The sequence below is a fragment of the Azomonas agilis genome (assembly GCF_007830255.1).
Taxonomy (GTDB): domain Bacteria; phylum Pseudomonadota; class Gammaproteobacteria; order Pseudomonadales; family Pseudomonadaceae; genus Azomonas; species Azomonas agilis.
In genome coordinates this window covers 154,569-176,801 of record NZ_VLKG01000001.1, presented here as the reverse complement: position 1 = coordinate 176,801, position 22,233 = coordinate 154,569, and the positions used below count along the sequence as shown (strand labels likewise).

Sequence of the window (22,233 nt, the reverse complement as noted above, 5' to 3'; positions counted from 1 at the left end):
TCATCTTCATATGAGTCAACAACAGCCCAACAACCCTTTACATGGTTTAACCCTAGAGACAATCTTAACCCGTTTACAGGAGCACTACGGCTGGGAAGGCTTGGACGCAGAAATCAAAATAAACTGCTTCTACAACGATCCTTCCATCAAGTCTTCATTAAAATTTTTACGCCGAACTCCTTGGGCCAGAGATAAGGTTGAGGCTCTGTATATTAAAACTTTTTGCCTTGGATAAAGGGAGCAGCACTCCAAACCTGTGGATAGGCAATCTATTCTTAGCGATTCTCTCTTGTCATTATTAACATTAGATTCGAATATGGTCTTTCCTACATCAGAGGAAGGAATCCCATGATCATCTCCACAACCCCCAACATTGACGGCCACAAAATCACCCAATACTGCGGTGTAATTGCCGGTGAGGCCATTTTGGGCGCGAATATCTTTAAAGATCTGTTTGCCGGTATCCGCGATTTGGTCGGCGGACGTTCAGCCACCTACGAGAAAGAGCTGCAACGGGCGCGGGAAATAGCCCTTAAAGAGCTGGAAGAGCGCGCTTACGCTTTGGGCGCTAATGCGGTGGTGGGTGTAGACCTTGATTACGAGGTGCTCGGCCAAGGCAACGGTATGTTGATGGTATCGGCCAGTGGTACGGCGGTGGTGATTCAGCCTGCCTAAGTTTTGTTTAACAAGCATTGTTTTAGGTGACTAAGACCACATACTGAGCCTTTTCTTAGGCATAAACTTGTGCCAATCTTCTGCGCTCAGTGGTGTTTGCTTAACAAAATCAATGACTCTGATTTTATCAATCAATTAACCATTTGTTGTAGCCTAGGGTATGGTACAACCCACTAACGCGTTGTACCTCATTCAAACAAGGAGAGAGTTGATGTCTCTGATCAACACCGAAATCAAGCCGTTCAAAGCAACCGCCTACCACAATGGCCAGTTCGTTGATCTGACCGAAGCCAGCGTTAAAGGTAAATGGTCGATCTTCTTCTTCTATCCGGCTGACTTCACCTTCGTTTGCCCAACCGAACTGGGCGACATGGCTGACCTGTATCCTGAGTTCCAAAAGCTGGGCGTTGAAGTTTACTCCGTGTCTACTGACACCCACTTCACCCACAAAGCTTGGCACGATGCTTCTGACACCATCAAGAAGATCAACTACCCAATGATTGGTGACCCTACAGGCACTATTTCTCGCAACTTCGATGTAATGATCGAAGAAGCTGGTCTGGCTCTGCGTGGTACCTTCGTGGTCAACCCAGAAGGCCAAATCAAAGTCGCTGAAATCCATGATCTGGGCATCGGTCGTGATGCTTCTGAGCTGCTGCGTAAAGTGAAGGCCGCTCAGTACGTGGCTTCTCACCCCGGTGAAGTGTGCCCTGCCAAGTGGAAAGAAGGTGCTGAAACTCTGAAGCCTTCTCTGGATCTGGTTGGTAAAATCTAAGCTGCTTTGATGCGCTAGATTTGTGGTTATGAAACGCCCGATGAGTAATCGTCGGGCGTTTTGCTGTGCGGACAAAACTCAGTCCGAAGCAGGGTTATGGATCAGAGGCAGACGGATGGTGAATAAGCTGCCTTGGCCAAGGGTCGATTGCACTTCCATCTGCCCTTTGTGGTTGTTGGTGATGATGAAGTAGGACACAAATAAGCCCAATCCTGTCCCTTGTCCCACATCCTTGGTGGTGAAGAAAGGCTCAAAAATGCGTTGGCGCACCGCTTCAGGCATACCACCGCCATTGTCTTCTACCTGTATTTCGGCCCAAGGTGGATGGCGGCGCGTACGCAGCACGATGCGTCCGAGCTGGCGATCCGCGCGTTGGTGAATGGCTTGAGCGGCGTTTTTCAGCAGGTTTAGTAGCACCTGTTCCAATTCGTTGCTGATGCAGGGGACTTGTTCTAAGTCCGGGTCAAAGTCGCGCAGGATTTGAATAGCGCGAAAATCAAAGCCTTCCGTCAGATCAAAGTCGTTATCGGCAATGGACAGTGCTTGTTCAATCAGGGCCGGCAATGAGGTATCCACATGCTGTCGGTTACTCATGCGGGTAAAGCCCAGCATATGGGTAACGATGCACGCCGCTCGGTTGGTAGCCAGTTGAATGCGCTCCAATATTTGCGGGATTTGCCGAATATTGAGGTAATGCTGCATATCGGTTAACGACAGCCCGATCTGTTGCGCGGCTTCTTGGTTTTTTTCTAAATCGGCTGACAATCGGCGGCGAATGTTTTGGATGTTGTGGCTGATGGCTCCCAGCGGGTTGTTGATTTCGTGGGCCATACCCGCTGCCAATCCGCCTACGGAACGCATTTTTTCTGACTGTACTATCAGCTCTTCAAAATGAATGCGTTCCGTAATCTCATCAATACGGATCACTACGCCTAAACCATCGCCCCCCACCAAGGGGTAAAAGGTCAGCTCATAGTGGTGTTGCAGGCCATCGTTCAGTGGCCAGCACACGCGCTCCACGCGCTGGACTTCCTGACAAAAAGCGGCATGGCGGATGCGCGATTCAAAAGGAGCTAAGGCGGGGAAGGCTTGACCTAGCGGCTGATTGGCCGCCTCTTCTACCGAGGTCCCAGACAGAAGGGTGGCTTGGTGGTTCCATTGGGTGATGCGTAAGGAGTCGTCAGCGGTAATCAGCGCCGAGGGCATGGAGTTGATGATGTTATTTAGGTAATTTTGAAACCCCGTCAGCTTTTTCTCGATGCGGTGGCGTACTTTGATTTCCTGCTCTAATTGCTCATTGGATTCGCGGGTTTGGCGGGCGTAGGTTTCTGATTGGTCTAGGGCAGCTTGCGTCTCGTCGTATGCCTGTTTGAGCTGGTGCTCACGGGCCTCCATGCGGGAGAGCATGGTGTTGAGTGCATTGGCCAGATGAGCGATTTCGTCGCTGCTGGCGGGAGCGGTAGGCGGCGCGCGTAGGGCGTAGTTTTCTTCGCTGGTGACGCGCCGCGAGAGCTTTTCTAGACGGCGGATAGGTTTAGTGATCCAGCGTCGCATTTGGCGCGATACCACGACCCATAACACCAAGCTGACCAGCAAAATCGCCAGACTGGCACTGAGGATGCCGGTGTAGAAGGCTTCTGGGAGTTCACTGCTGGCCACCAGTAACAGATATCCCGCTTCTTGGGGCAGAGGGGTGAGCACACTGACTCTAAAACCATCTGCCTGCCATTGCTGAACTTCCTCTACATGGGTAGGAATTTTGAGCGGGTGGCCGTTATGGAATTCCGCTAACTGTTGGCCTTGGGGGGTATAGACCACCGCTGCCCGCAGTGGGCTGTACTGTTCTAGGCGCTGCAAGATAGCTTTTGCTGCTTCAGGCGTTTTTAGGGCGGACACCAATTCTGGGCTGCTGATGAGGCGCGCGATGGTATGCAACGCTTGGGGGGCCGTGCTTTGCCGAGAGATCCAATACGCCGCGCTGATAAACGTCAGGTTGGCGGCGATGAGGGTAGAAAGCAATAACACCAGTAACGCCAATAACAACTTGCGGCCTACCGGAAGATATTCGAGGCGTTGATAGAGGTTCATGGCGAGGCAGCGCTGGTTTTTTGTGCAGCATAGTCCTCGTTAATGGGAGGGTAAACCTAAAGCGCTGAGTTCTTGTTGCAACTGCTGATGTAAGCGCTGTAGATGAGGAAGCTCTAGCCCTAAGCGCTGAGCCTCTGTGCAGGCGTAGCCCAGTAGGTAGGTAATTTCCGTGGGTCTGGCCTGTTTTACGTCCTGATACATGGAGGAGTAATTGGCCTGTGTTGCCTGAAGTATTTGCTGTACCTCTGGGATCAAGTCATGGGCTGATTCAGGATGTCCTGCGCTGCTGAGTAGTTGCTGAAGTTCAAGGCAGATAGGTTCCCACTGGCTTTGATGCTCAAGCAAAACTCCGTTACGACAGCGCAGCAATACCGTCAGCGGATTGATGGCACAGTTAATGGCCAACTTACGCCACAGACGGCCCATAATGTTTTCAGCCCAAACATGGGGGATATTGGCCTGAGCTAAATCCTTCAGCCACTCCGGTGGTTGTTGAGGGCGCAGAGGATCACCCAACCAATTTTGTCCCACGCCCGCATGTACCACCTGAAAAGGTTGTTGCCGATAAGCTCCTTCGGTACTGGATACTAAAAGACAGCGCGTATGGGGCAGGAACTCCATAACCGCTTGTTGGCTGCCCAGCCCATTTTGCAGCAATAGCACTTCTGCTCCCTGCAAGCGGCTGAGTAGAGGTTTTAGGGCTGATACCACATCGTAGGCTTTGCAGGCTACGACAAGGCGTTGAATGGAGGTGATGGTGTCGGGTGTTTCGGCCGCCAGTGCATAATCAGTGCAGCTTTGTTGCTGAGGCTGCTGTAATCGTAAGTACCCTCCTGCGGCTTGATAGGCGCTTAAGCGCTCGGCATCGCGCAAGATTAAGCGTACCTCATGGCCCGCTTGTGCCAGACGAGTGGCCCATAAACTGCCTAAGCTGCCCACGCCCAGTACATGCCAACAGGCTTTGGCGGGCTCAGAGATTGTGGGAGACGAGATGAGAGGCTGAGTCACGAGTGCCACGGATACGTGCCGATTGCAAAAGGCTACAGGTTATAATGAGTACAATAGTGCATCGTCAAGTTGTGCGCTGTCAGCTTTGAATAAGATCAACCCTATCTGGAGAACCCTATGCCCTCTTTTGATGTGGTGTCCGAGTTGGACAAACACGAAGTGACCAACGCGGTTGATAACGCCATGAAGGAGTTGGATCGCCGTTACGACTTGCGCGGCAAAGGCAGCTTTGAATTTAAAGAATTGACCGTCACCCTAACCGCTGAAGCTGATTTTATGCTGGAGCAGATGCTCGATATTCTGCGCGGCGCTTTGGTTAAACGTAAGATTGACATTCAGTGTCTGGAATACAAAGACAGCTATCCCTCCGGCAAGATCGTTAAGCAAGAGGTGGTGCTACGCGAAGGGATTGATAAGGAGCTGTCCAAAAAAATCGTAGCCCACATTAAGGACACTAAGCTCAAGGTGCAGGCGGCGATTCAGGGTGAGCAAGTACGGGTCACGGGTAAAAAGCGCGACGATCTGCAAGAGGCCATTGCTGTGTTACGCGCCAAAGACTTTGGTATGCCGCTGCAATTTAATAACTTCCGCGACTGATGTAGGACGGTGGAGTGGACAAGGGGGAAATGCTTTGTTTCACTCCACGCGCCATAAAAAGGTTACGCCTGGCTGGATTCTCCCGCAGGGGCAACCCTAGTTTCAGAAGATACTGAAGCCTCAGGTTCTGGGGTGGGCTGAGCGGGCGTAGAGCGACTCAAACGCCACTGCCAGGCGATCAGGATCAGGGTAGGAATGCCCAGCAGGGTGGTTAGCAGGAAGAACTCTTTATAGCCCAGCTTCTCGACCATTACTCCTGAGTAACCTCCCAGTACGCGGGGCAATAGCATCATCAGTGAGCTGAGCAAGGCGTACTGGGTGGCTGAAAATTTCAAATTAGTTAGGCTGGATAGATAAGCCACAAAAGCGGTCGAAGCCAATCCCGCACTGAAGTTATCCAGAGAAATAGTCGCTACCAGCATGGGGAGATTAGCCCCCATATCCACTAAGAGTAAAAACAGCAGATTAGTCAGCGCAGAGGCCAGTCCTCCTAAGAACAAAATAGGTAATGTGTTGAAACACAGGATTAAAAATCCTCCAGCCGCCGCCCCTAAGAGCGTCATAATCAAACCAAAAACCTTACTGACACTCGCGATTTGATCCTTAGTAAAGCCTTGGTCGATGTAGAACACATTAGCCATCACCCCCATCACTGTATCTGACATGCGGTAGGTAGCGACTAAGCCCAACAAAATCAGGGCTTGCCAGCGGTAGCGCAGAATAAAGTCATTAATGGGCGTCATCACGGGCCCCATTAAAATGCGGCCCGGGGTGGATAAACAGAGGCTGCAAAACAGCAGATACATCACCCCGCGTGGCCAGTATCCGCCCCAAAAGGCTTGGCACATACCGGTTACGGATACGGTGAGGATGATCAGCACCACCACCGATACGCCTTGATAGGAGAAATCATTGTGGGCCGGTCGATGACGGTGCAACGCTTCCTGCACCAGATGACGTACGGGAATCAGCAGAGCACGCCCGCCCTTGGAAAAGGTTCCGGCGATAAAGAGGCCGTACAGTAAGGCACGGGGCCAAGCTTGGGCGATGAGGGCATTCACCATAGCGGGGAAGGAAATCACCAAAACCACCACCAAGCCCACTGCGGCCAGTTGATGATTAAAGCCGTAGGGCGAAGCCTCTCGGGTTAACACCACTGCTGCTGGGGGTTCTTTAATCAGCAGACTGGTGATTAATCCGGGCACGATCAGCGCCGCAAACGCCACATAAGTCCATGTCCAAGCCAGGGTGTCGTAGTTGAGGTTGCTAGAGCCTAACCACTCGGCAAGGAATAGGGCTCCTGCACTGGCCAGCAGCATGGCCACTCGATAGCCGGTCATATAGCTAGCAGCTAAGGTGGCCTGTAAGCGATCTTCAGCGATTTCTAGCCGATAAGCGTCGATAGCAATGTCTTGGGTCGCCGAGGAAAAGGCCACTACTACGGCAAAGGCAATCAATAATCCAAGGCTTTGTTTGGGATCGCACAGCGCCATACCGATCAGTCCGACGGCGATCAGACTTTGGGACAGCACTAACCAAGACCTACGCCGCCCCAGTGTGCCAATCCAAGGCAAGCGCCACTGATCCAGCATCGGTGACCAAACCCATTTAAAGGCATAAGCCAAGCTGATCCAACTGGCGTAGCCAATGGTTTCCCGCGAAACCCCCGCTTCGCGTAGCCAAACCGACAGGGTGGAAAACACCAAAACCGCAGGTAAACCAGCGGCAAACCCCAATAAAAGAAGGGTAATGGAGGCAGGGCTACCGTAGGCAGCCAAGGCGGTGCGCCAGTATTTAATCGACATAAATCAGCTGCTGAAATAAATCCATAAACACATAACTAAGGCATGTGAGGGTGGTGTGGGATGCCTTTTGAGCGGCTCTGTGTTTAGGCATATAGGGGCTACCCAAGGCAAGACTGATTATCAACACTTTCGATGCAGGGTAACAGAGGAAAAAGTCACAATGGTGTTATGGGTTTGCTCTGAGTCTGTGTGGAGCCCAGAAGTTCGGTACTGAGTACAGTGCTTAAGACAAAGAAAGATGCAAAGTCGGAGCTCAGTAGGTGGTATTAACTCTGGAGTGAAGCATTTTTTATTGATTGGATTTCTGTCCACCTTAAAACCGAAAAAGATCGTGTGCAAAGCGAAGAGGCGATTTAGACGAAACACGCTACTCCTTCGGTTTAGGCGTTGGCTGGTAGGCAGCTTTAGAGCACCGATTCAAACAGCTCTAATTGTGGTGGGCCAAGGTAGATTTCCCGAGGGCTTTTACCAGCGTTGGCGTGGGCTTTACGGAAAGCTTCCGAATGTGTCCAGCCCTCAAAGGCGGCGGCGGACTCCCATTCGGTGTGGGAAATAAACAGAGTGTACTCCTCGGTTTGCGGGCCTTGGATCAGGTGAAAACGTACATAACCGGGCACTTCATCCAGATAGCTTTCCCGCTGCCGCCAGTGGTTGATAAAGGTTTCTTCATGACCACGGGCGATTTTGAAGCGGTTCATGGCGATGAACATGGCAAACTCCGAGATGATGTGGGTAGGGCTAGCATAGCGCCTTTGCTACCCAATTATTGCCTTATCCTGCCAAGAAAGACGCATTCCGTTACAGCCAATTTCATACTTAGGCTTGAATTATGGTTCCATGAGCCCTAGTTTGAGTTTAAGTAAGCTGGAAGCGGTTCTTCCAGAGGGCCCATGATGCGACTCTTTTTCTTTTTGCTGTTGTTGTTTCCGGTGTTAGAGCTGGCTTTGCTGATCAAAGTCGGTAGTGCCATCGGCGTGTTGGCTACCCTGTTGTGGTTAGCATTAGATGTTGTGTTAGGCGTATTGCTGATTCGTTTGGCGGGTTTTGCCACCGCTTGGAAAGCCCGTGAGCGTCTGACGCGCGGTGAATTACCGGAAAGTGAAGTACTCAACGGTTTGGCGATGGCAGCGGGGGGATTTTTGATTCTGCTGCCTGGCTTCCTTAGTGACATTTTAGGTGTGTTGATTTTACTGCCTTGGACACGCCATCTAATCCGCAATCTATTGGAGCGCTATGTAGCCTTCCAACTGCGTAAACAACCTAGAACAGCCTATGACGTACATGAACGCTACCGCCAAGAAGAACGACATCAGACCCACACTGTGCGCGAAACCACAGTGATTGAAGGGCAATGGGAGCGTAAAGATAAGAATTGATGCGCTGTAGTGACCTTACACGGCGGGCTTGTCCCGCCGTTTTTTGTTCCCAGTGGTAAAAAAATCTAATACCAGTCCTTGAAATTGATTTCACCGCCCACATCTAGCGTTCACCGCAAGGTATTGTGGCTTTAGCTACAACCGAAACTCATTTAGCAACCCCTATTGGGTTGCACCCGGCGTAGCTGGGTTTAGCAAACCCCGCCGATGAAGAAGCATCGGTATGGAACTACTCAATGTTAGGAGAGATCGACAATGAAGCTTCGTCCTCTGCATGACCGTGTCGTGATTCGTCGCAGCGAAGAAGAAACCAAAACTGCGGGCGGCATCGTTCTGCCGGGCTCTGCTGCAGAGAAACCCAACCGTGGCGAAGTTCTAGCCGTAGGCACAGGCCGCGTGCTGGACAACGGTGAGGTTCGTGCGCTGGCTGTTAAAGTGGGCGACAAAGTGGTCTTTGGCCCTTACTCAGGCAGCAACACCATTAAGGTCGATGGCGAAGACCTGCTGATCATGAGCGAGAACGAAATCCTCGCCATCATCGAAGCCTGATTATCCGACGACCCTGTCGATTCAAAAATTTTGAGGAAGAATTAACATGGCTGCAAAAGAAGTCAAATTCGGTGATTCCGCCCGCAAAAAAATGCTGGTGGGTGTAAACGTTCTGGCTGACGCTGTTAAAGCGACCCTCGGCCCAAAAGGTCGTAATGTCGTTCTGGACAAGTCTTTCGGTGCGCCTACCATCACCAAAGACGGTGTGTCTGTAGCTAAAGAAATCGAACTCAAAGACAAGTTCGAAAACATGGGCGCTCAACTGCTGAAAGACGTTGCTTCCAAAGCCAACGATGCAGCCGGTGACGGCACCACTACCGCTACCGTTCTGGCTCAAGCCATCGTCAACGAAGGCCTGAAAGCCGTTGCTGCCGGCATGAACCCTATGGATCTGAAGCGCGGTATCGACAAGGCGACTACCGCCATCGTTGCTGAGCTGAAATCCCTGTCCAAGCCTTGCGCTGACACCAAAGCCATCGCTCAGGTAGGCACCATCTCCGCCAACTCCGACAGCTCCATCGGCGACATCATCGCTGAAGCTATGGAAAAAGTGGGTAAAGAGGGTGTTATCACCGTCGAAGAAGGTTCCGGTCTGGAAAACGAACTGTCTGTCGTAGAAGGCATGCAGTTTGACCGTGGTTACCTGTCTCCCTACTTCGTCAACAAGCCTGACACCATGGTAGCTGAGCTGGAAGGCCCGCTGTTGCTGTTGGTTGACAAGAAAATCTCCAACATCCGTGAGCTGTTGCCGGTTCTGGAAGGCGTTGCCAAGTCTGGCCGTCCGCTGCTGATCGTGGCTGAAGACGTTGAAGGCGAAGCGCTGGCTACTCTGGTGGTCAACAACATGCGCGGCATCGTTAAAGTTGCGGCTGTTAAGGCTCCAGGCTTCGGTGATCGTCGTAAAGCCATGCTGCAAGACATCGCCATCCTGACCGGCGGTACCGTGATCTCTGAAGAAGTGGGTCTGTCTCTGGAGACCGCTACGGTTGAGCATCTGGGTAATGCCAAGCGCGTTGTGATCAACAAAGAAAACACCACCATCATCGACGGTGCTGGTGCTCAGGCTGATATCGAAGCCCGTGTTGCTCAGATCCGTAAGCAAATCGAAGACACTTCTTCCGATTACGACCGTGAAAAACTGCAAGAGCGCGTAGCTAAACTGGCTGGCGGTGTTGCGGTAATCAAAGTCGGTGCCGCGACTGAAGTAGAAATGAAAGAGAAGAAAGCCCGCGTAGAAGATGCTCTGCATGCTACTCGTGCTGCGGTCGAAGAAGGCGTGGTTCCTGGCGGTGGTGTAGCTCTGGTACGCGCTCTGCAAGCTATCTCCGAGCTGAAAGGCGACAACGAAGATCAAAACGTCGGTATCGCTCTGCTGCGTCGTGCGGTTGAAGCCCCTCTGCGTCAGATCGTTGCCAACGCCGGTGACGAGCCCAGCGTGGTGGTTGATAAAGTCAAGCAGGGTTCCGGTAACTACGGCTTTAACGCAGCTACGGGTGTATACGGTGACATGATCGAGATGGGTATCCTTGACCCTGCGAAAGTGACTCGTTCTGCCCTGCAAGCTGCTGCTTCCATCGGTGGCCTGATGGTCACTACCGAAGCCATGGTTGCTGATATCCCAGAAGATAAAGCAGCTCCTGCAATGCCTGATATGGGCGGCATGGGTGGCATGGGCGGCATGATGTAATCGGCCCCAAGCCTCTTAGCTGTAAAAAACCCCGCCTAGTGCGGGGTTTTTTGTTGAGGGCTCTTGAGTGGTTGGGCTCTATCAAAGCTCTGTGAACCCCCACATTCCTTGGTCTAACCCTCCTTGAGGTGCTTTAGGAGCAGCCATAGACTGCCTACACACAGGAGAAAAACATGCGGATTCTGTTAGTTGAAGATAATCGAGATATTCTGGCCAACATGGTGGATTATCTGGAGCTTAAGGGATACACAGTGGACTGTGCCCAAGATGGATTGAGTGGTCTACATTTAGCGGTGACTCAGCATTACGACTTACTGGTCTTGGATGTCATGCTACCAGGTGTTGATGGTTATAGCCTGTGCCAGCGTTTGCGTGAGGAGGCACGTAAAACCACACCAGTGATTATGCTGACCGCACGGGATGCCTTGGATGACCGCCTACAGGGATTTAAATCAGGGGCGGATGATTATCTGGTTAAACCCTTTGCCTTGTCGGAGTTAGCCGCCCGTATTGAAGCGGTAACACGCCGTGCTCAGGGCGGCGGCAAACGGCAACTGGCTCTCGCTGATTTAACCTATGATTTAGACACCCTAGAGGTTGCCAGAGCCGGTAAACCTCTAAAACTCAACCCGATTGGACTCAAACTCCTAGGGCTATTACTGCAAAAAAGCCCGCATTTGGTTCGGCGCGAAGTTTTGGAGGAAGCCCTATGGGGTGATGATTGTCCTGATAGCGATAGCCTGCGCAGTCACATTCATCAATTACGACAAATCATTGATAAACCCTTCGACAAACCGCTGCTGCATACAGTGCGGGGTTTAGGCTATCGGCTGGCTGAGGAATCCCTCTGATATGTTTCGTTCAGGGTTAGCCCAGCGCATTGTGGTTGCCTTTGTGCTCCTGACCTTAGTGGTAGCCGGGAGCTTTGCCGTGGGCATTGTAGTCACTATCCACGTTGTGGAAGAGCGCCTGCTTTCGGATGACTTGGGTGGAGATTTAGAAGCTTTGCTCAAGATGGACACCATCGACGAGTGGCGTAATAAGCCCCAGAGCAATCAATTATTTTATTTTACCGACGGGCCTGCCGAATTTGCATTACCGAAGGATTTAGCCAATCTGAGCGAGGGTTTCCATGAAATACACCTTGAAGATGCTTCTTACCACGCTATGGTGGGTGTTGTAGAAGGGCGACGCTATGTTCTGCTACAAGATCAGACCGATTTTGAGCGCCGTGAGCAGTTTGTATATGCCATAGTGATGGTAGGCTTTGTTATCAGCCTTATTTCTGCCGGCCTGTTGGGTTGGTTGTTGGCCCGTCGGGTTTTAGCCCCTGTGATTCAGTTAGCTCATCAGGTGCGGCATAGGGATCAGCAACTGACTTTAGCGCCTCCCTTAGCACCGGATTATGCTCCTGACGAGGTAGGCCAGCTTGCCGCAGCCTTTGATGAAACTCTAATGCAGCTACGTGAAGCCTTAAAGCGTGAGCGCTTGTTTACCAGTGATGTGAGTCATGAGCTGCGTACTCCACTGATGGTACTGGCCTCGTCCTGCGAGTTATTGCAGGAGAACCCAACTTTAGATACCCGCAGTCAACGCCAAGTACAGCGTATGGGGCGGGCTACTCGGGATATGCGGGATTTGGTGGAAACCTTTTTGCAGTTAGCTCGGGCTGAAAGTGGCCAAATCTCAGCCCCTGTGGCTACCCTGACCTCAGTGGCCGATGAGCTGGTTGCCCACTGGCGTGAGCCTATTGAAACCAAGGGTTTAGTTTTAGAGTACATCAGTTGTGAAGACTCAGGGCGCTGCTATAACGCTCCTTTTTTACGGGCAGTACTGGGAAACTTATTGCGTAACGCTTGGCATTACAGCGAAGGAGGCTGCATCAGACTGACTTTAACCGAGTGGGGCTTTACAGTAGAGGATAATGGAGCCGGAATACCCGATGCACTGCGCGAAACCCTCTTTGAGCCCTTTGTACGCGGAGAGCCTAATCGTGGCGATGGTTTAGGATTAGGGCTTTCCCTAGTTAAGCGTATTTGCAAACACGAGCACTGGGACATCCAATTATGGTCTGTAGAGCCTCATGGTTGTCGCTTTGAGGTGACGCTTTGTAGCCCAAGGGTAAATTAATTTATTTTACAGATTATTTTTTCAAGATAATCTGGCATCCTATATGCCAGAGCCGCCTTACAATAGTTTACATGGCCGCTTTCTAAGAATAAAAACTCTGGATACTTCAGTTCAGTCAGCGGATGCTTTCCTCAATGTTCATCACTATAGGTGTTTACCAGCCTAGTTTCTTGCAGCCTTTGGGGGTGTCGAGATTAGCGCTACAGCCACAATCTGCGCTCAATAGGGTTAATTATGGACGTAATTGAGCCTATTGCTGCATACACGGCTGCCACAGCCAGTTTTGATGACTGGTTGGCACGCACAGGGGATTGGGTTGAGCTCCCTAATGAACGTCGGGGTGGCTACAGTGGTGTGCAGCGTATTCAAGAGGGCAGCACTTACTTATACCGCAAACACCAAATCAATCACTGCTATCGCAGTTGGCAGCATCCTTTGGGAGAGCCAACGATTTTACGAGAACAGCGCGCATTACAGGCGTTCACTGCCTTGGGGGTGAAGGTTCCTCATGTTCTGTATTGTGCTGCGCGTAAACGGGCCGGAACTTGGGAAGCCTTGTTGGTCACTGAGGCATTACAGGGCTTTGAAAGCTTAGAGCGCATACGGGAGCTTGGGTTGGATAAGACATGGAGTCCTGAATTACGTCATAACTTGTTTTATGAGTTGGGCGCTTCCCTAGCTCGATTGCACACTGATCGGTGGCAGCACGGTTGTTTGTACCCTAAGCATATTTTTCTGCGCGTTAGCCCCTGTGGGCAACATGGGGAGCTGGCTTTGCTAGACTTGGAAAAGAGCCGCCAACGCTGGAGTGCTCATAGAGCTGCTCAGCACGATTTAACTCAGTTACGCCGTCGCTCTGTTCATACTCCTGAGGATTGGGAGGCGGTTGAGCAGGGATATCAGTCAGTCATGGGGCCGATACCACCGCAAACAACAAAATACTGAACCCAAACCCTTAGAAGTCGAAAGCGCTTAGCTCTTAAGGTGTGAGCGGTGAGTTCCATACCTGAGCCAGCTCATTTTGATGTAGCTGGTACAGGGTATTTAGCTTTTCATAGAGCCCATGTAGTTCGGCTTGGCCCTCTGGATGGGACAAGAGTGATTCAAAAGATTGGCCTTCCAGCCGCTGTAGCTGTTTATCCACCTCGGCATAAGCCTGATCTAAGCGGGTGGCTAAATGTTCTTGATGGGTCGCCACTATGTAACGTAAGCCCATTTCTTGTGATCCATACCAAAGCTGTTCAAGGCTACTTAGCTCGGTACTGATCAGGCTCAGTGAGGCTCCACTGCGCCATGCCTCTGCTAAATGAGGTTGAACGATGTGGTTGGAATATAGACCTAAAGGAACGCTCAGCTTTTTCTTCAAGTTATCTAGGGTGCTTAGTTGCACGTACTGCAATTCCAACAAAGCCTGTTGTGCATTGGTATAACGCTGATTAGGAAAGTCAATGAGTTGAGCGGCCATGCTGTGTGAGCCTTCTTGCCACTCATTAAGCAACTGGTTGGCTTGCTGTTGTTGATATTCACTGATGGCTATCGCCAGAGCGCAGTATCCTGGTCTCTGCTGTGCCTGTTCAAGGTTTAGGTTAGGGTCAAATACCAGATATTCATAGGCTGTCAGAGTACGGGTGATGATGCTTTCCTGCTTTATGTCCTCCTTGGTAGGAAGTGGGATTGCTTGCAGTAAGGCTTGCACCTGAGCCGCTACTAAGTTTTGCGGATCGGGCCAAAATTGGACTTGCCATGTATGGTTAGGCTGGTGGTTAGGCCCCAAGAGCATAGGTTGTAGGCTTGCCCAAGCCATTTGAGTATTTAAAAAGCTTTGGCGAGTTTCAGTAAGGCTGAGCTGGCCTTGGCAATAGGCTTGAGTCGTCCTCACTAAAACTTGATTGGTATCTGCCCATTGTTGGTAGGCAGGTACCAGTACAGTTTCTGCCAAACTACGGCTGACTTCGGTGATGGAGTCATTAGGGTTACAGCCTGACAGGCTAAATAGCAGGCCGCATCCTAAGATTGAACCTAGGGGGCGGAGTAAGCTGCTGAGCGTCATAATGGGCTCCAAAGTCAGGGTTATTGGAGACGATCAGCCGTTTCAGAAGTTAGGTCTTCGATGCCCAAGCTATTAGCCACTTGTTCAATGGTGACGCTTTGCTTGACTAAGGCGGTAATTGCATCGCGGACTTTGGTTTGTCCTGCACTGTTATGGGGAGCGATTAACTGATCAAACAATATTCCTTGGTTGGCACTGTCCACTAAGGCTTGCATTTTAGTCTCAGTATCTGCGAGGTCTTTTTGCAAGCTAGTGTTTATATCGGGCTCTACAGATTGCACTAAATTGGCCAGACTGGCCCCGCTGAGCAATGAGCCATTAAGGCGTTGATAGGTGCCTAAGTAAACATTGCGAATGCCCTTGGCATTGTAGAACAGAGCGTTATGGGTATTGTCACTAAAGCGGTCGTGCTCTGCTTCAGGTGCGTTAGTATCCAGTGCGATTTGCATCCGCTCCGTAGCTAGCCCATCAAGGGAAAGACTACCCATACCTACTAAAATCTTACGGATTCCGTTAAAGGTGGTATCCAATAACAGGGCCGCTCGGTAGTTATCGGACACCTCGGGTTGCCACTGAGCGGCAAGATCAGCCAAGTCCGTTACCAGTAGTTCAGTGACAGCCTCTAAATAAGCTCGACGGCGATCACAATGGCCATTTGTGCAGCCTTTTTCCGCATAATCGGTAGCAGGACGTTGGCCTGCGCCATTTTTCTTAGCAGGTTCCTCACCCCAGAGTAAAAACTCCAAAGCATGATAGCCGGTGATAATAGGAAGATCAGGGCCAGCTAACTCATTGAGGCTAGAGAGCGAACTGGCAGTAATTTGGTGAAACTCGATGCGCTCTTCGCCTAAGTTAATAATGGGGTTAGCAATGATGCTGGTGCGTGCATTGTTTGGGCGCTTAGCATCACGGGCTACATAGTCAATCACTTCGGCATTGATGGGCCAAGCATTGACCTGCCGTTCCCATTCATTCACCACAGGGCTACTGAAGCGAAACACTTCCGTTTGCATGTAAGGAACACGCGCAGCAATCCAAGCATTTTTGGTGGCTTGTAAGTGCTCGCTGGTGGGAGTAGCCAATAGGGTACGCACAGCCGTTTGTAGCTGAAGTGCTGCTTGATGGGCATCGGTAAAAACGGCAAAGCCCAGATCAGCATAATGCTCTACTACTGCTCGGGCAGCTGCTTCACTCACTTTAAGCTGAGCAGGTCTTAGGGCTGGCCCGGCTTGTGGTTTGGGTGTGTCTGAATCGGGTGCATGCCGTTCATCACATCCAGCAAGAGAAACAACTACAGCTAGCAAGCTAGCGAAGGCCCAGTAAGAAGCACGCAACATAATGAGTCCTTTAGCATTGAATCGGCAGCGGAGCAAATCGAATCGTTTGCTCAATAATGCGAGAGCTTAAGGTTTTATGCAAAGCCGATTAAATAACGCTAAGGCATGAATAAGTGTTTACTGTGGAAAAGCCTACAGAATGCAGACTTTCCCACAGAGATAGGGTTTAGCCGGCGAAGTTTTTAGCCGCAAAATCCCAGTTGACCAAATTCCAGAATGCTTCGACAAATTTAGGACGAGCATTGCGGTAGTCGATGTAGTAAGCGTGTTCCCAGACATCAATAGTCAGCAGGGGTTTATCAGCAGTGGTCAGCGGAGTGGCCGCATTGGAGGTGCTGACTAAACCTAAGCTACCGTCGGGTTTTTTCACCAGCCAAGCCCAACCAGAGCCGAAGGTTCCGATGGCGGTTTTAGTGAAGTCTTCTTTGAATTTTTCGAAGGAACCAAAAGAAGCATTGATGGCATCCGCCAGAGCGCCAGTCGGTTGACCGCCAGCATTAGGGGCTAGGCTGTGCCAGAAAAAGGTGTGGTTCCAAATCTGAGCCGCGTTGTTGAATACGCCGCCGGAAGAGGTTTTCACGATGGTTTCTAAGTCTTTACCTTCAAACTCAGTACCAGGTACTAGGTTGTTCAGGTTGGTGACATAGGTTTGGTGGTGTTTGCCGTAGTGAAACTCAAGGGTTTCCGCAGAAATATGAGGTTCCAGCGCGTTTTTTTCGTAAGGCAGCGGCGGTAATTCAAAAGCCATGGTCTATCTCCTGCTCAATGGATTGAGTTGCTATACAAGACGCACATTAAAGACCCTGTGCGCTGTTACGCCGTTCTGGCCGTCACGGTCGGCCGACCAGAGCTTTAAAACTCTGGGCTTATGCACTTTGGATCATAGCATCCGACCTGCTACAAAACCACGCACCCTGTACTCTATCAAAATTAAAACCAGCCGCTCTGTATTCCTAAATCCAGCGTTTTATACTGCCAAGGCTTTAGTGAGTCTGGTGGCTGAGGAGTTAAAACCCGTATGCGCAACGACAGTTACGACGATCCCACCCATTGGCCGCAATTAAGGGCTGAAGCGGAGTCTATTGCCGATATTTCGTGGAGTCGTCGTTCAGCACGCACTGGGGGATTATGGGCTCTGCTTTGGTTGCTGCTCTTATCGGTACTCGGCTTAAGCTGGTGGTTTGATCAACGGATGATGCAGTTAGAGCAGCAGTTGATCGCTACGCAGCATAATTTTGTCCGTCTCAGTGAAGCCAACAGCCGTGCGATACAGGCGCTAGAGCGCCAGAGGGAGCCTCTAGTAGATTCTGCCACCGAGACTTTATCCAAAGCCGAGTTTGAGGTGCGTTTGGAGCAACTGTCTCAGCGTTTGGACAGCCTTGTGCGCCAACAACCCTTATTAGACAGTCAGCAACAGGTTTTGCATCAAGAGTTGGTGGCTTTACGTCAGCAAAGGATTGTGGGAGATGAGTCTTTACAAGCGCTGACCCAAAGGCTGATGCAACAAGAGCAAGTACAGCAAAAGCATCAACAAAGTGTCTTGACAGACTGGAATGACTGGAAAGCTCAGCAAGAGCAGCAAGTACAACAACAATTGAAACTTAATATGAGCACAGCGGCCGCTCTTTCTAATCTGGAGCAGGAGTTATTGGTATTACGCTCTAGCATTGAACGTTTACCGAAACCGGCGGCTGTTTTGAGCACAAAGCCTAGTATTAGTGTGCAAGAGTTTGATCTATTTCGTGCACAGATGACTCGAAACATCACTAGTTTGCAAGCTCAGGTGGCTAACTTGCAGGAGCAGCTTGATCGCCGTTAACGGCTGAGTTTAGGTTATCTGGCGGTATAATTGAGTGTGCAGAATGTCCAGATAGATTTCCGTAGCCTTGATTCTGAGTCGTTAATTATGGTTATCTGAGATAATTTCATTGCTATACAATGAGTTAATAAACTGAGTATCTCTCTGTGCTCAATTTATCAATTTTGCGCGAAAAACCCCGTACTTTATGACTTGATGCAAACCGTCCAACTTTTGGGGGGCAGTTCATTTAGGGCGGGGAGGATGTCGAATGCTGTAGTAGCGTTAATATAGATTCATCATTATTGCCAGTCCACTTTGGACTAACATTAATCACAAGATCACAGCGGCTTAGGATTTCCAGTGGTGCAATCGACAGCGACGCAAGGATGGGTTCAACTCAAGTAGTTGGGGTTATTTTGTACTGTTTTTGAGGGTAATGGGAATGTTTCGTAATATAAGTGTCGCGCTCAGATCCGCTGTTGGCTTCGGTGTCTTAGTTTTTATGACCTTTATTTTAGGGGGGGTTGCCCTTTGGGTAATGAACAGCATGCGCTCCTCCAGTGAGGAAGTGGGAGCTAATTGGCTACCCAGCATCTTGGCTGTTAATGATATAAACCAGAGTTTTTTAGGTATTCGGATTTTAACTTTAAATGCAGCTTCTAATCGTTCTATGGAGCGCGTAGCGGAAGATCGCCAAAAGCTAGAGCAAGCCAAAGTTCAGCTCTCTGAATATCAAAAATCTTATGAGCCTCTAATCAGTTCAGATCAGGAGTTAGCTTTATATAACAATTTCAAGGCCCGCTTGCAGGACTATTTCCAAACCCAATCACAAATGGTTTCCCTCGTGAGTAATGGCCAATTTGATGCAGCCATTGCAATCAGCCGTGGTGATGTTGGACGATTAGCTAATAGTGTTTCCAGCTCATTAGTTGAGTTGATTACTTTGAATCGTGAAGGTGCTAAGCAGGCTGCTGCAGAAATATTGCATGCTTTTGATAACGCTTTAATCATTGTCATCGTTGTTTTATTGGGTGCAACGTTATTAAGCATTGTAATTGCGTCGTTTTTAACTCGTAGTATCGTATTGCCTCTAGGTCAAGCAGTTAAGGTGGCCGAGCGTATCGCCCAAGGGGACTTTACGCAAAGTTTCGCTATTGAGGGTAACGATGAGCCAGCACGTTTACTGATAGCTTTAAGATCCATGCAACAAAGTTTGCGGGATACTTTACAAAATATTGCAGATTCTGCTACCCAACTGGCGGCTGCCTCAGAAGAGTTGACGCAGGTGGCTGAAAATACTAACCGCAACCTCAATCAACAAACCCATGAGGTAGAGCAAGCGGCTACAGCAGTAAATGAGATGACCACTGCGGTTGATGAAGTAGCTCGTAATGCGGTCAGTACCTCAGAAGCTTCAAAAGTCTCGGATCAAACGACCCGCAACGGTCGTGAGCAGGTGATGAAAACCGTCAATTCTATCAATGGCTTAGCTGATGATGTGACTCAAACCGCTGATCAGATTGGTCTACTGGCCAGCAGTGTGCGAGAAATCAGTAAAGTACTGGATGTGATTCGGGCTATCGCGGAACAAACCAACCTCTTGGCGCTTAATGCTGCTATTGAAGCGGCCCGAGCTGGGGATGCGGGACGAGGTTTTGCGGTGGTAGCAGATGAGGTGCGCGCCCTAGCCCACAGAACTCAGCAGTCAACCCAAGAAATTGAGCAAATGATTGGCAATATCCAAACGGGCAGTGATCAAGCCGTTAATGCCATGCAAAATAGTAATGCACGGGCTCGTGCTACTTTAGAGGTAGCGCAAAAAGCAGGAGAGGCTTTGGATGAAATTGCCCAAGCTATTAGTCAAATTAACGAGCGTAATTTGCTGATCGCTAGCGCCTCAGAAGAGCAAGCCCATGTGACGCGGGAAGTTGATCAGAATTTGGTCAATATTCGTGATCTATCCGTTCAATCTTCTGCAGGAGCTAATCAAACAACGACGGCCTGTCAGGAGTTGTCACAGTTGGCTGTTAATCTGAGTAATTTAATTAGACGTTTTAGAGTGTGATCTAAGCGCAAAATCTGAGCTACAAAGTAAAAAAGAAGGCACTATCAAGTGCCTTCTTTGGTTTCGAGTTAAATAAAAACTCAGGTGTATTCGACTAAAATATCTTCATCGCGAACAATCATCTGGCAAGCCAGTCGCCAAGTAGGAGGTTGGTCACCTACTTCTGCGCGTTCTAACTCTTCACCAGAGAGTTTTCCGTGCTCTTTCAGAACTACCTTTTCTTTTTCGGTTAAAAAACCACCCATGCGTGGTTTATCGGATAGGCTGGTTACTTTAACGATACAGGTTCCGCACTCACCGTCAGCGCAGTTAAAGTTGATAGGGATGTGATTTTCACGAGCAATCTTTAATACAGTGTCGGTGTGGCTGCCAGAAACAGCATAAACAGTTTTATCACGGTAGGTTGGATTGCTGAATGTAATATTCGGCATGGTTCTTCTCTTTTCTCTGGTTTTTTAATGCGTAGTAAAGCTGCTGTTAAGCAAGATGCTGCTTAGGCAGGTTTTACAACAATCTTTCCGCCAAGAATTTGGGCTTGGCAGGCAAGTCTTTGATGTCTTCCTGCGTGCTGCTCGCGTAGGACACGGTCTTCAACAATGGAGGTTTGGCTTAGGTTCTCCCAGCCCTCTACAACGTCCATAATGCAGGTTCCACAATCACCCTCTCGGCAACCATATACAATGCCGGAGCCCGCTTTTTCGGAATGTTCAATAACCCGGGTTCCTGTGGGAGCAGATACCGTTTTGCCAATATCTTTGAAGGTTAATTCTGCCTTGGCCATTTGCTATTCCTTCCCTTATTTACGGTCTGTGGTTAAGACGTACAACAAGATCTTTTATTGAGCTTTTTGTTTTTGGATAGCGGATATTTATTAGTGCCTGAATGTACCTTAAGTGCTCATTGTTGGTGCTTGGCTCTGTTTTAACCTGTTACTTAGTAGAAATGCAAGTCTCTATTTTATAAAAGTTATTGTTGAGAATAATACCTATATGCGACTAATTGAGTTTTGTTAAGTTAGGCAATTAAATAACAAGCTTTAATTCCAATTTAATACTTTGCATGCTGGTAAGCACAGTGCTGCATTCGTGTTATAAGTAAATGAAGAAATCAATCATTAGGTTATGAGTTAAATGGTATGCTGTTTTAAAGCCCAATTAATATGCTCCGCCACCAAGGGGGAAGCACTATTAAGGCGTTGTTTCAACGCTTGTTGAATAGCAGGATTGCTGGGCACGTTGCCAAGCGCCACCGCAAGATTACGGCTCCAGCGCTCATAGCCCGCACGCCGAATGGGAGAACCTTCGGTGCGGGTTAAAAACTCAGCCTCAGTCCACTGAAAGAGTTGCATCAGGCTGCTGGTTTCCAGTTGATGACGAGGTAGGAAGTCAGCCTCTGAGGTTGGGCGAGCAAAACGATTCCAAGGGCAGGCTATTTGGCAGTCATCACAGCCGTAAATGCGGTTGCCCATTAGGGGGCGCAGAGGCTCTGGGATGGAGCCTTTGAGTTCAATGCTGAGGTAGGAAATACAGCGGCGCGCATCCATTAACCCATTACCCAGTAAGGCTCCGGTAGGGCAGCGCTTTAAGCACGATTGGCAAGACCCACAGTGGTTTTTAGTGTAAGGCGGGTCTACAGGTAAGGGGAGATTAACGAATAGCTCTCCTAGGAAGAACCAGCTCCCAGCTTTAGGGTTAATCAGCAGGGTATTTTGGCCCATCCAACCCAGCCCGGCTTGTTGAGCGAAGGCTTTTTCTAAAACGGGGGCACTATCGACAAAGGCTCGATGCCCAAAGGGGCCAATGGTGGCCTGAATGCGCTCTGCTAACTGCTGTAGGCGTTTACGAATCAATTTATGGTAGTCACGCCCTAAGGCGTATCGAGAAATATAAGCCTGTTCCGGGTTGCTCAAGCATTGGGCCATCTGGGTATCTGCGGGTAGGTAATCCATGCGTACACAAATCAAGCGCAGGGTTCCCGGTTCCAATTCAGCAGGGTAGGCGCGCTTGCGGCCATGGGCGGCCATGTAGTGCATTTCTCCGTGATAACCCGCTGCTACCCACTGCTCCAGATATTCTGCCTGTATGCCGGGATCTACCCCTGAGATGCCTACTTGCTGAAAACCTAAAGCCTGAGCCCAGTGTTTGATGTTTTGGCTCAGTGCGCTGAGCTGTGTCGAACTGAGCGGTGTTGGCGTAGGTGATGCCGAAGGAGCAGACATGGCGGGGGTGACCTTGATTGAGTTGGCTGATCTTGTGATTCTAACGGCCAAGTGATTTTGGAGTTTTTACCT

22 protein-coding genes are annotated in these 22,233 nt (G+C 49.9%); 12 read left to right on the top strand and 10 right to left on the bottom strand.

Annotated features, from left to right (window positions below; genetic code table 11):
• Positions 1-10 precede the first annotated feature (10 nt).
• From LX59_RS00770 to ahpC, 3 genes are all read left to right on the top strand, one after another.
• Positions 11-235: a VF530 family protein gene (locus LX59_RS00770; protein WP_144569935.1), complete on the top strand. Its 225-nt coding sequence runs from the start codon at positions 11-13 to the stop codon at positions 233-235.
• Positions 236-348: 113 nt separating this feature from the next.
• Entirely contained in the window at positions 349-675 is a 327-nt protein-coding gene (locus LX59_RS00765; RefSeq protein WP_144569934.1) for a heavy metal-binding domain-containing protein, read from the top strand.
• 211 nt (positions 676-886) lie between these two features.
• On the top strand, positions 887-1,450 hold the full coding sequence (gene ahpC / locus LX59_RS00760; RefSeq protein WP_144569933.1) for an alkyl hydroperoxide reductase subunit C: 564 nt from the start codon (positions 887-889) through the stop codon (positions 1,448-1,450).
• Between the two features lie 78 nt (positions 1,451-1,528).
• Here the strand turns inward: ahpC and LX59_RS00755 are convergent, their stop codons facing one another.
• A complete protein-coding gene (locus LX59_RS00755; RefSeq protein WP_144569932.1) occupies positions 1,529-3,538 on the bottom strand; it encodes an ATP-binding protein in 2,010 nt (669 codons plus the stop codon).
• 39 nt (positions 3,539-3,577) lie between these two features.
• Positions 3,578-4,546, bottom strand: a complete 969-nt coding sequence (locus LX59_RS00750; protein WP_246118644.1) for a putative 2-dehydropantoate 2-reductase — start codon at positions 4,544-4,546, stop codon at positions 3,578-3,580.
• A 117-nt stretch (positions 4,547-4,663) separates the two neighbouring features.
• Between LX59_RS00750 and LX59_RS00745 the strand changes: the two genes are divergently transcribed.
• Positions 4,664-5,143 carry a YajQ family cyclic di-GMP-binding protein gene (locus LX59_RS00745; protein WP_144569931.1) on the top strand — a complete coding sequence of 160 codons (480 nt, stop codon included), beginning with the start codon at positions 4,664-4,666 and terminating at the stop codon, positions 5,141-5,143.
• Positions 5,144-5,205: 62 nt separating this feature from the next.
• Here LX59_RS00745 and LX59_RS00740 read toward each other — a convergent pair whose 3' ends face one another.
• On the bottom strand, positions 5,206-6,948 hold the full coding sequence (locus LX59_RS00740) for an AmpG family muropeptide MFS transporter (protein ID WP_144569930.1): 1,743 nt from the start codon (positions 6,946-6,948) through the stop codon (positions 5,206-5,208).
• A 404-nt stretch (positions 6,949-7,352) separates the two neighbouring features.
• Positions 7,353-7,658, bottom strand: a complete 306-nt coding sequence (gene hmuQ, locus LX59_RS00735) for a heme-degrading protein HmuQ (RefSeq protein WP_144569929.1) — start codon at positions 7,656-7,658, stop codon at positions 7,353-7,355.
• A 183-nt stretch (positions 7,659-7,841) separates the two neighbouring features.
• Here hmuQ and LX59_RS00730 point away from each other — a divergent pair, with 183 nt between their 5' ends.
• The 6 genes from LX59_RS00730 to LX59_RS00705 all read left to right on the top strand — a co-directional run bounded on the left by LX59_RS00730 (position 7,842) and on the right by LX59_RS00705 (position 13,635).
• On the top strand, positions 7,842-8,324 hold the full coding sequence (locus tag LX59_RS00730) for an FxsA family protein (protein ID WP_144570229.1): 483 nt from the start codon (positions 7,842-7,844) through the stop codon (positions 8,322-8,324).
• A gap of 255 nt (positions 8,325-8,579) precedes the next feature.
• Positions 8,580-8,873 (top strand): co-chaperone GroES, encoded by a 294-nt coding sequence (locus tag LX59_RS00725; RefSeq protein WP_144569928.1) that lies wholly within the window; start codon positions 8,580-8,582, stop codon positions 8,871-8,873.
• Positions 8,874-8,919: 46 nt separating this feature from the next.
• On the top strand, positions 8,920-10,560 hold the full coding sequence (groL, locus tag LX59_RS00720; protein ID WP_144569927.1) for a chaperonin GroEL: 1,641 nt from the start codon (positions 8,920-8,922) through the stop codon (positions 10,558-10,560).
• A gap of 173 nt (positions 10,561-10,733) precedes the next feature.
• The gene (locus tag LX59_RS00715; RefSeq protein WP_144569926.1) at positions 10,734-11,411 is read left to right on the top strand and encodes a response regulator transcription factor; all 678 of its coding nucleotides are present in this window, start codon (positions 10,734-10,736) and stop codon (positions 11,409-11,411) included.
• A gap of 1 nt (position 11,412) precedes the next feature.
• The gene (locus LX59_RS00710) at positions 11,413-12,690 is read left to right on the top strand and encodes a sensor histidine kinase (RefSeq protein WP_144569925.1); all 1,278 of its coding nucleotides are present in this window, start codon (positions 11,413-11,415) and stop codon (positions 12,688-12,690) included.
• A 234-nt stretch (positions 12,691-12,924) separates the two neighbouring features.
• On the top strand, positions 12,925-13,635 hold the full coding sequence (locus tag LX59_RS00705) for a lipopolysaccharide kinase InaA family protein (protein ID WP_144569924.1): 711 nt from the start codon (positions 12,925-12,927) through the stop codon (positions 13,633-13,635).
• Between the two features lie 34 nt (positions 13,636-13,669).
• Here the strand turns inward: LX59_RS00705 and LX59_RS00700 are convergent, their stop codons facing one another.
• From LX59_RS00700 to sodB, 3 genes are all read right to left on the bottom strand, one after another.
• Complete coding sequence (locus LX59_RS00700) at positions 13,670-14,740, bottom strand: imelysin family protein (RefSeq protein WP_144569923.1); 1,071 nt, start codon at positions 14,738-14,740, stop codon at positions 13,670-13,672.
• A 20-nt stretch (positions 14,741-14,760) separates the two neighbouring features.
• Positions 14,761-16,077 carry an imelysin family protein gene (locus LX59_RS00695; RefSeq protein WP_144569922.1) on the bottom strand — a complete coding sequence of 439 codons (1,317 nt, stop codon included), beginning with the start codon at positions 16,075-16,077 and terminating at the stop codon, positions 14,761-14,763.
• Between the two features lie 166 nt (positions 16,078-16,243).
• On the bottom strand, positions 16,244-16,825 hold the full coding sequence (gene sodB / locus LX59_RS00690; protein WP_144569921.1) for a superoxide dismutase [Fe]: 582 nt from the start codon (positions 16,823-16,825) through the stop codon (positions 16,244-16,246).
• A gap of 270 nt (positions 16,826-17,095) precedes the next feature.
• Between sodB and LX59_RS00685 the strand changes: the two genes are divergently transcribed.
• Both LX59_RS00685 and LX59_RS00680 read left to right on the top strand, forming a co-directional pair.
• The gene (locus LX59_RS00685) at positions 17,096-17,896 is read left to right on the top strand and encodes a hypothetical protein (protein ID WP_144569920.1); all 801 of its coding nucleotides are present in this window, start codon (positions 17,096-17,098) and stop codon (positions 17,894-17,896) included.
• Between the two features lie 424 nt (positions 17,897-18,320).
• Positions 18,321-19,943, top strand: coding sequence for a methyl-accepting chemotaxis protein (locus LX59_RS00680; RefSeq protein WP_144569919.1), 1,623 nt, complete (start codon positions 18,321-18,323; stop codon positions 19,941-19,943).
• An 80-nt stretch (positions 19,944-20,023) separates the two neighbouring features.
• On the opposite strand, the gene LX59_RS00675 is transcribed toward LX59_RS00680, so the two are convergent.
• From LX59_RS00675 to queG, 3 genes are all read right to left on the bottom strand, one after another.
• A complete protein-coding gene (locus tag LX59_RS00675) occupies positions 20,024-20,374 on the bottom strand; it encodes a 2Fe-2S iron-sulfur cluster-binding protein (protein ID WP_144569918.1) in 351 nt (116 codons plus the stop codon).
• A gap of 62 nt (positions 20,375-20,436) precedes the next feature.
• Positions 20,437-20,724 carry a 2Fe-2S iron-sulfur cluster-binding protein gene (locus LX59_RS00670; RefSeq protein WP_144569917.1) on the bottom strand — a complete coding sequence of 96 codons (288 nt, stop codon included), beginning with the start codon at positions 20,722-20,724 and terminating at the stop codon, positions 20,437-20,439.
• Between the two features lie 345 nt (positions 20,725-21,069).
• Entirely contained in the window at positions 21,070-22,161 is a 1,092-nt protein-coding gene (queG, locus tag LX59_RS00665) for a tRNA epoxyqueuosine(34) reductase QueG (protein ID WP_144569916.1), read from the bottom strand.
• Positions 22,162-22,233: the final 72 nt, after the last annotated feature.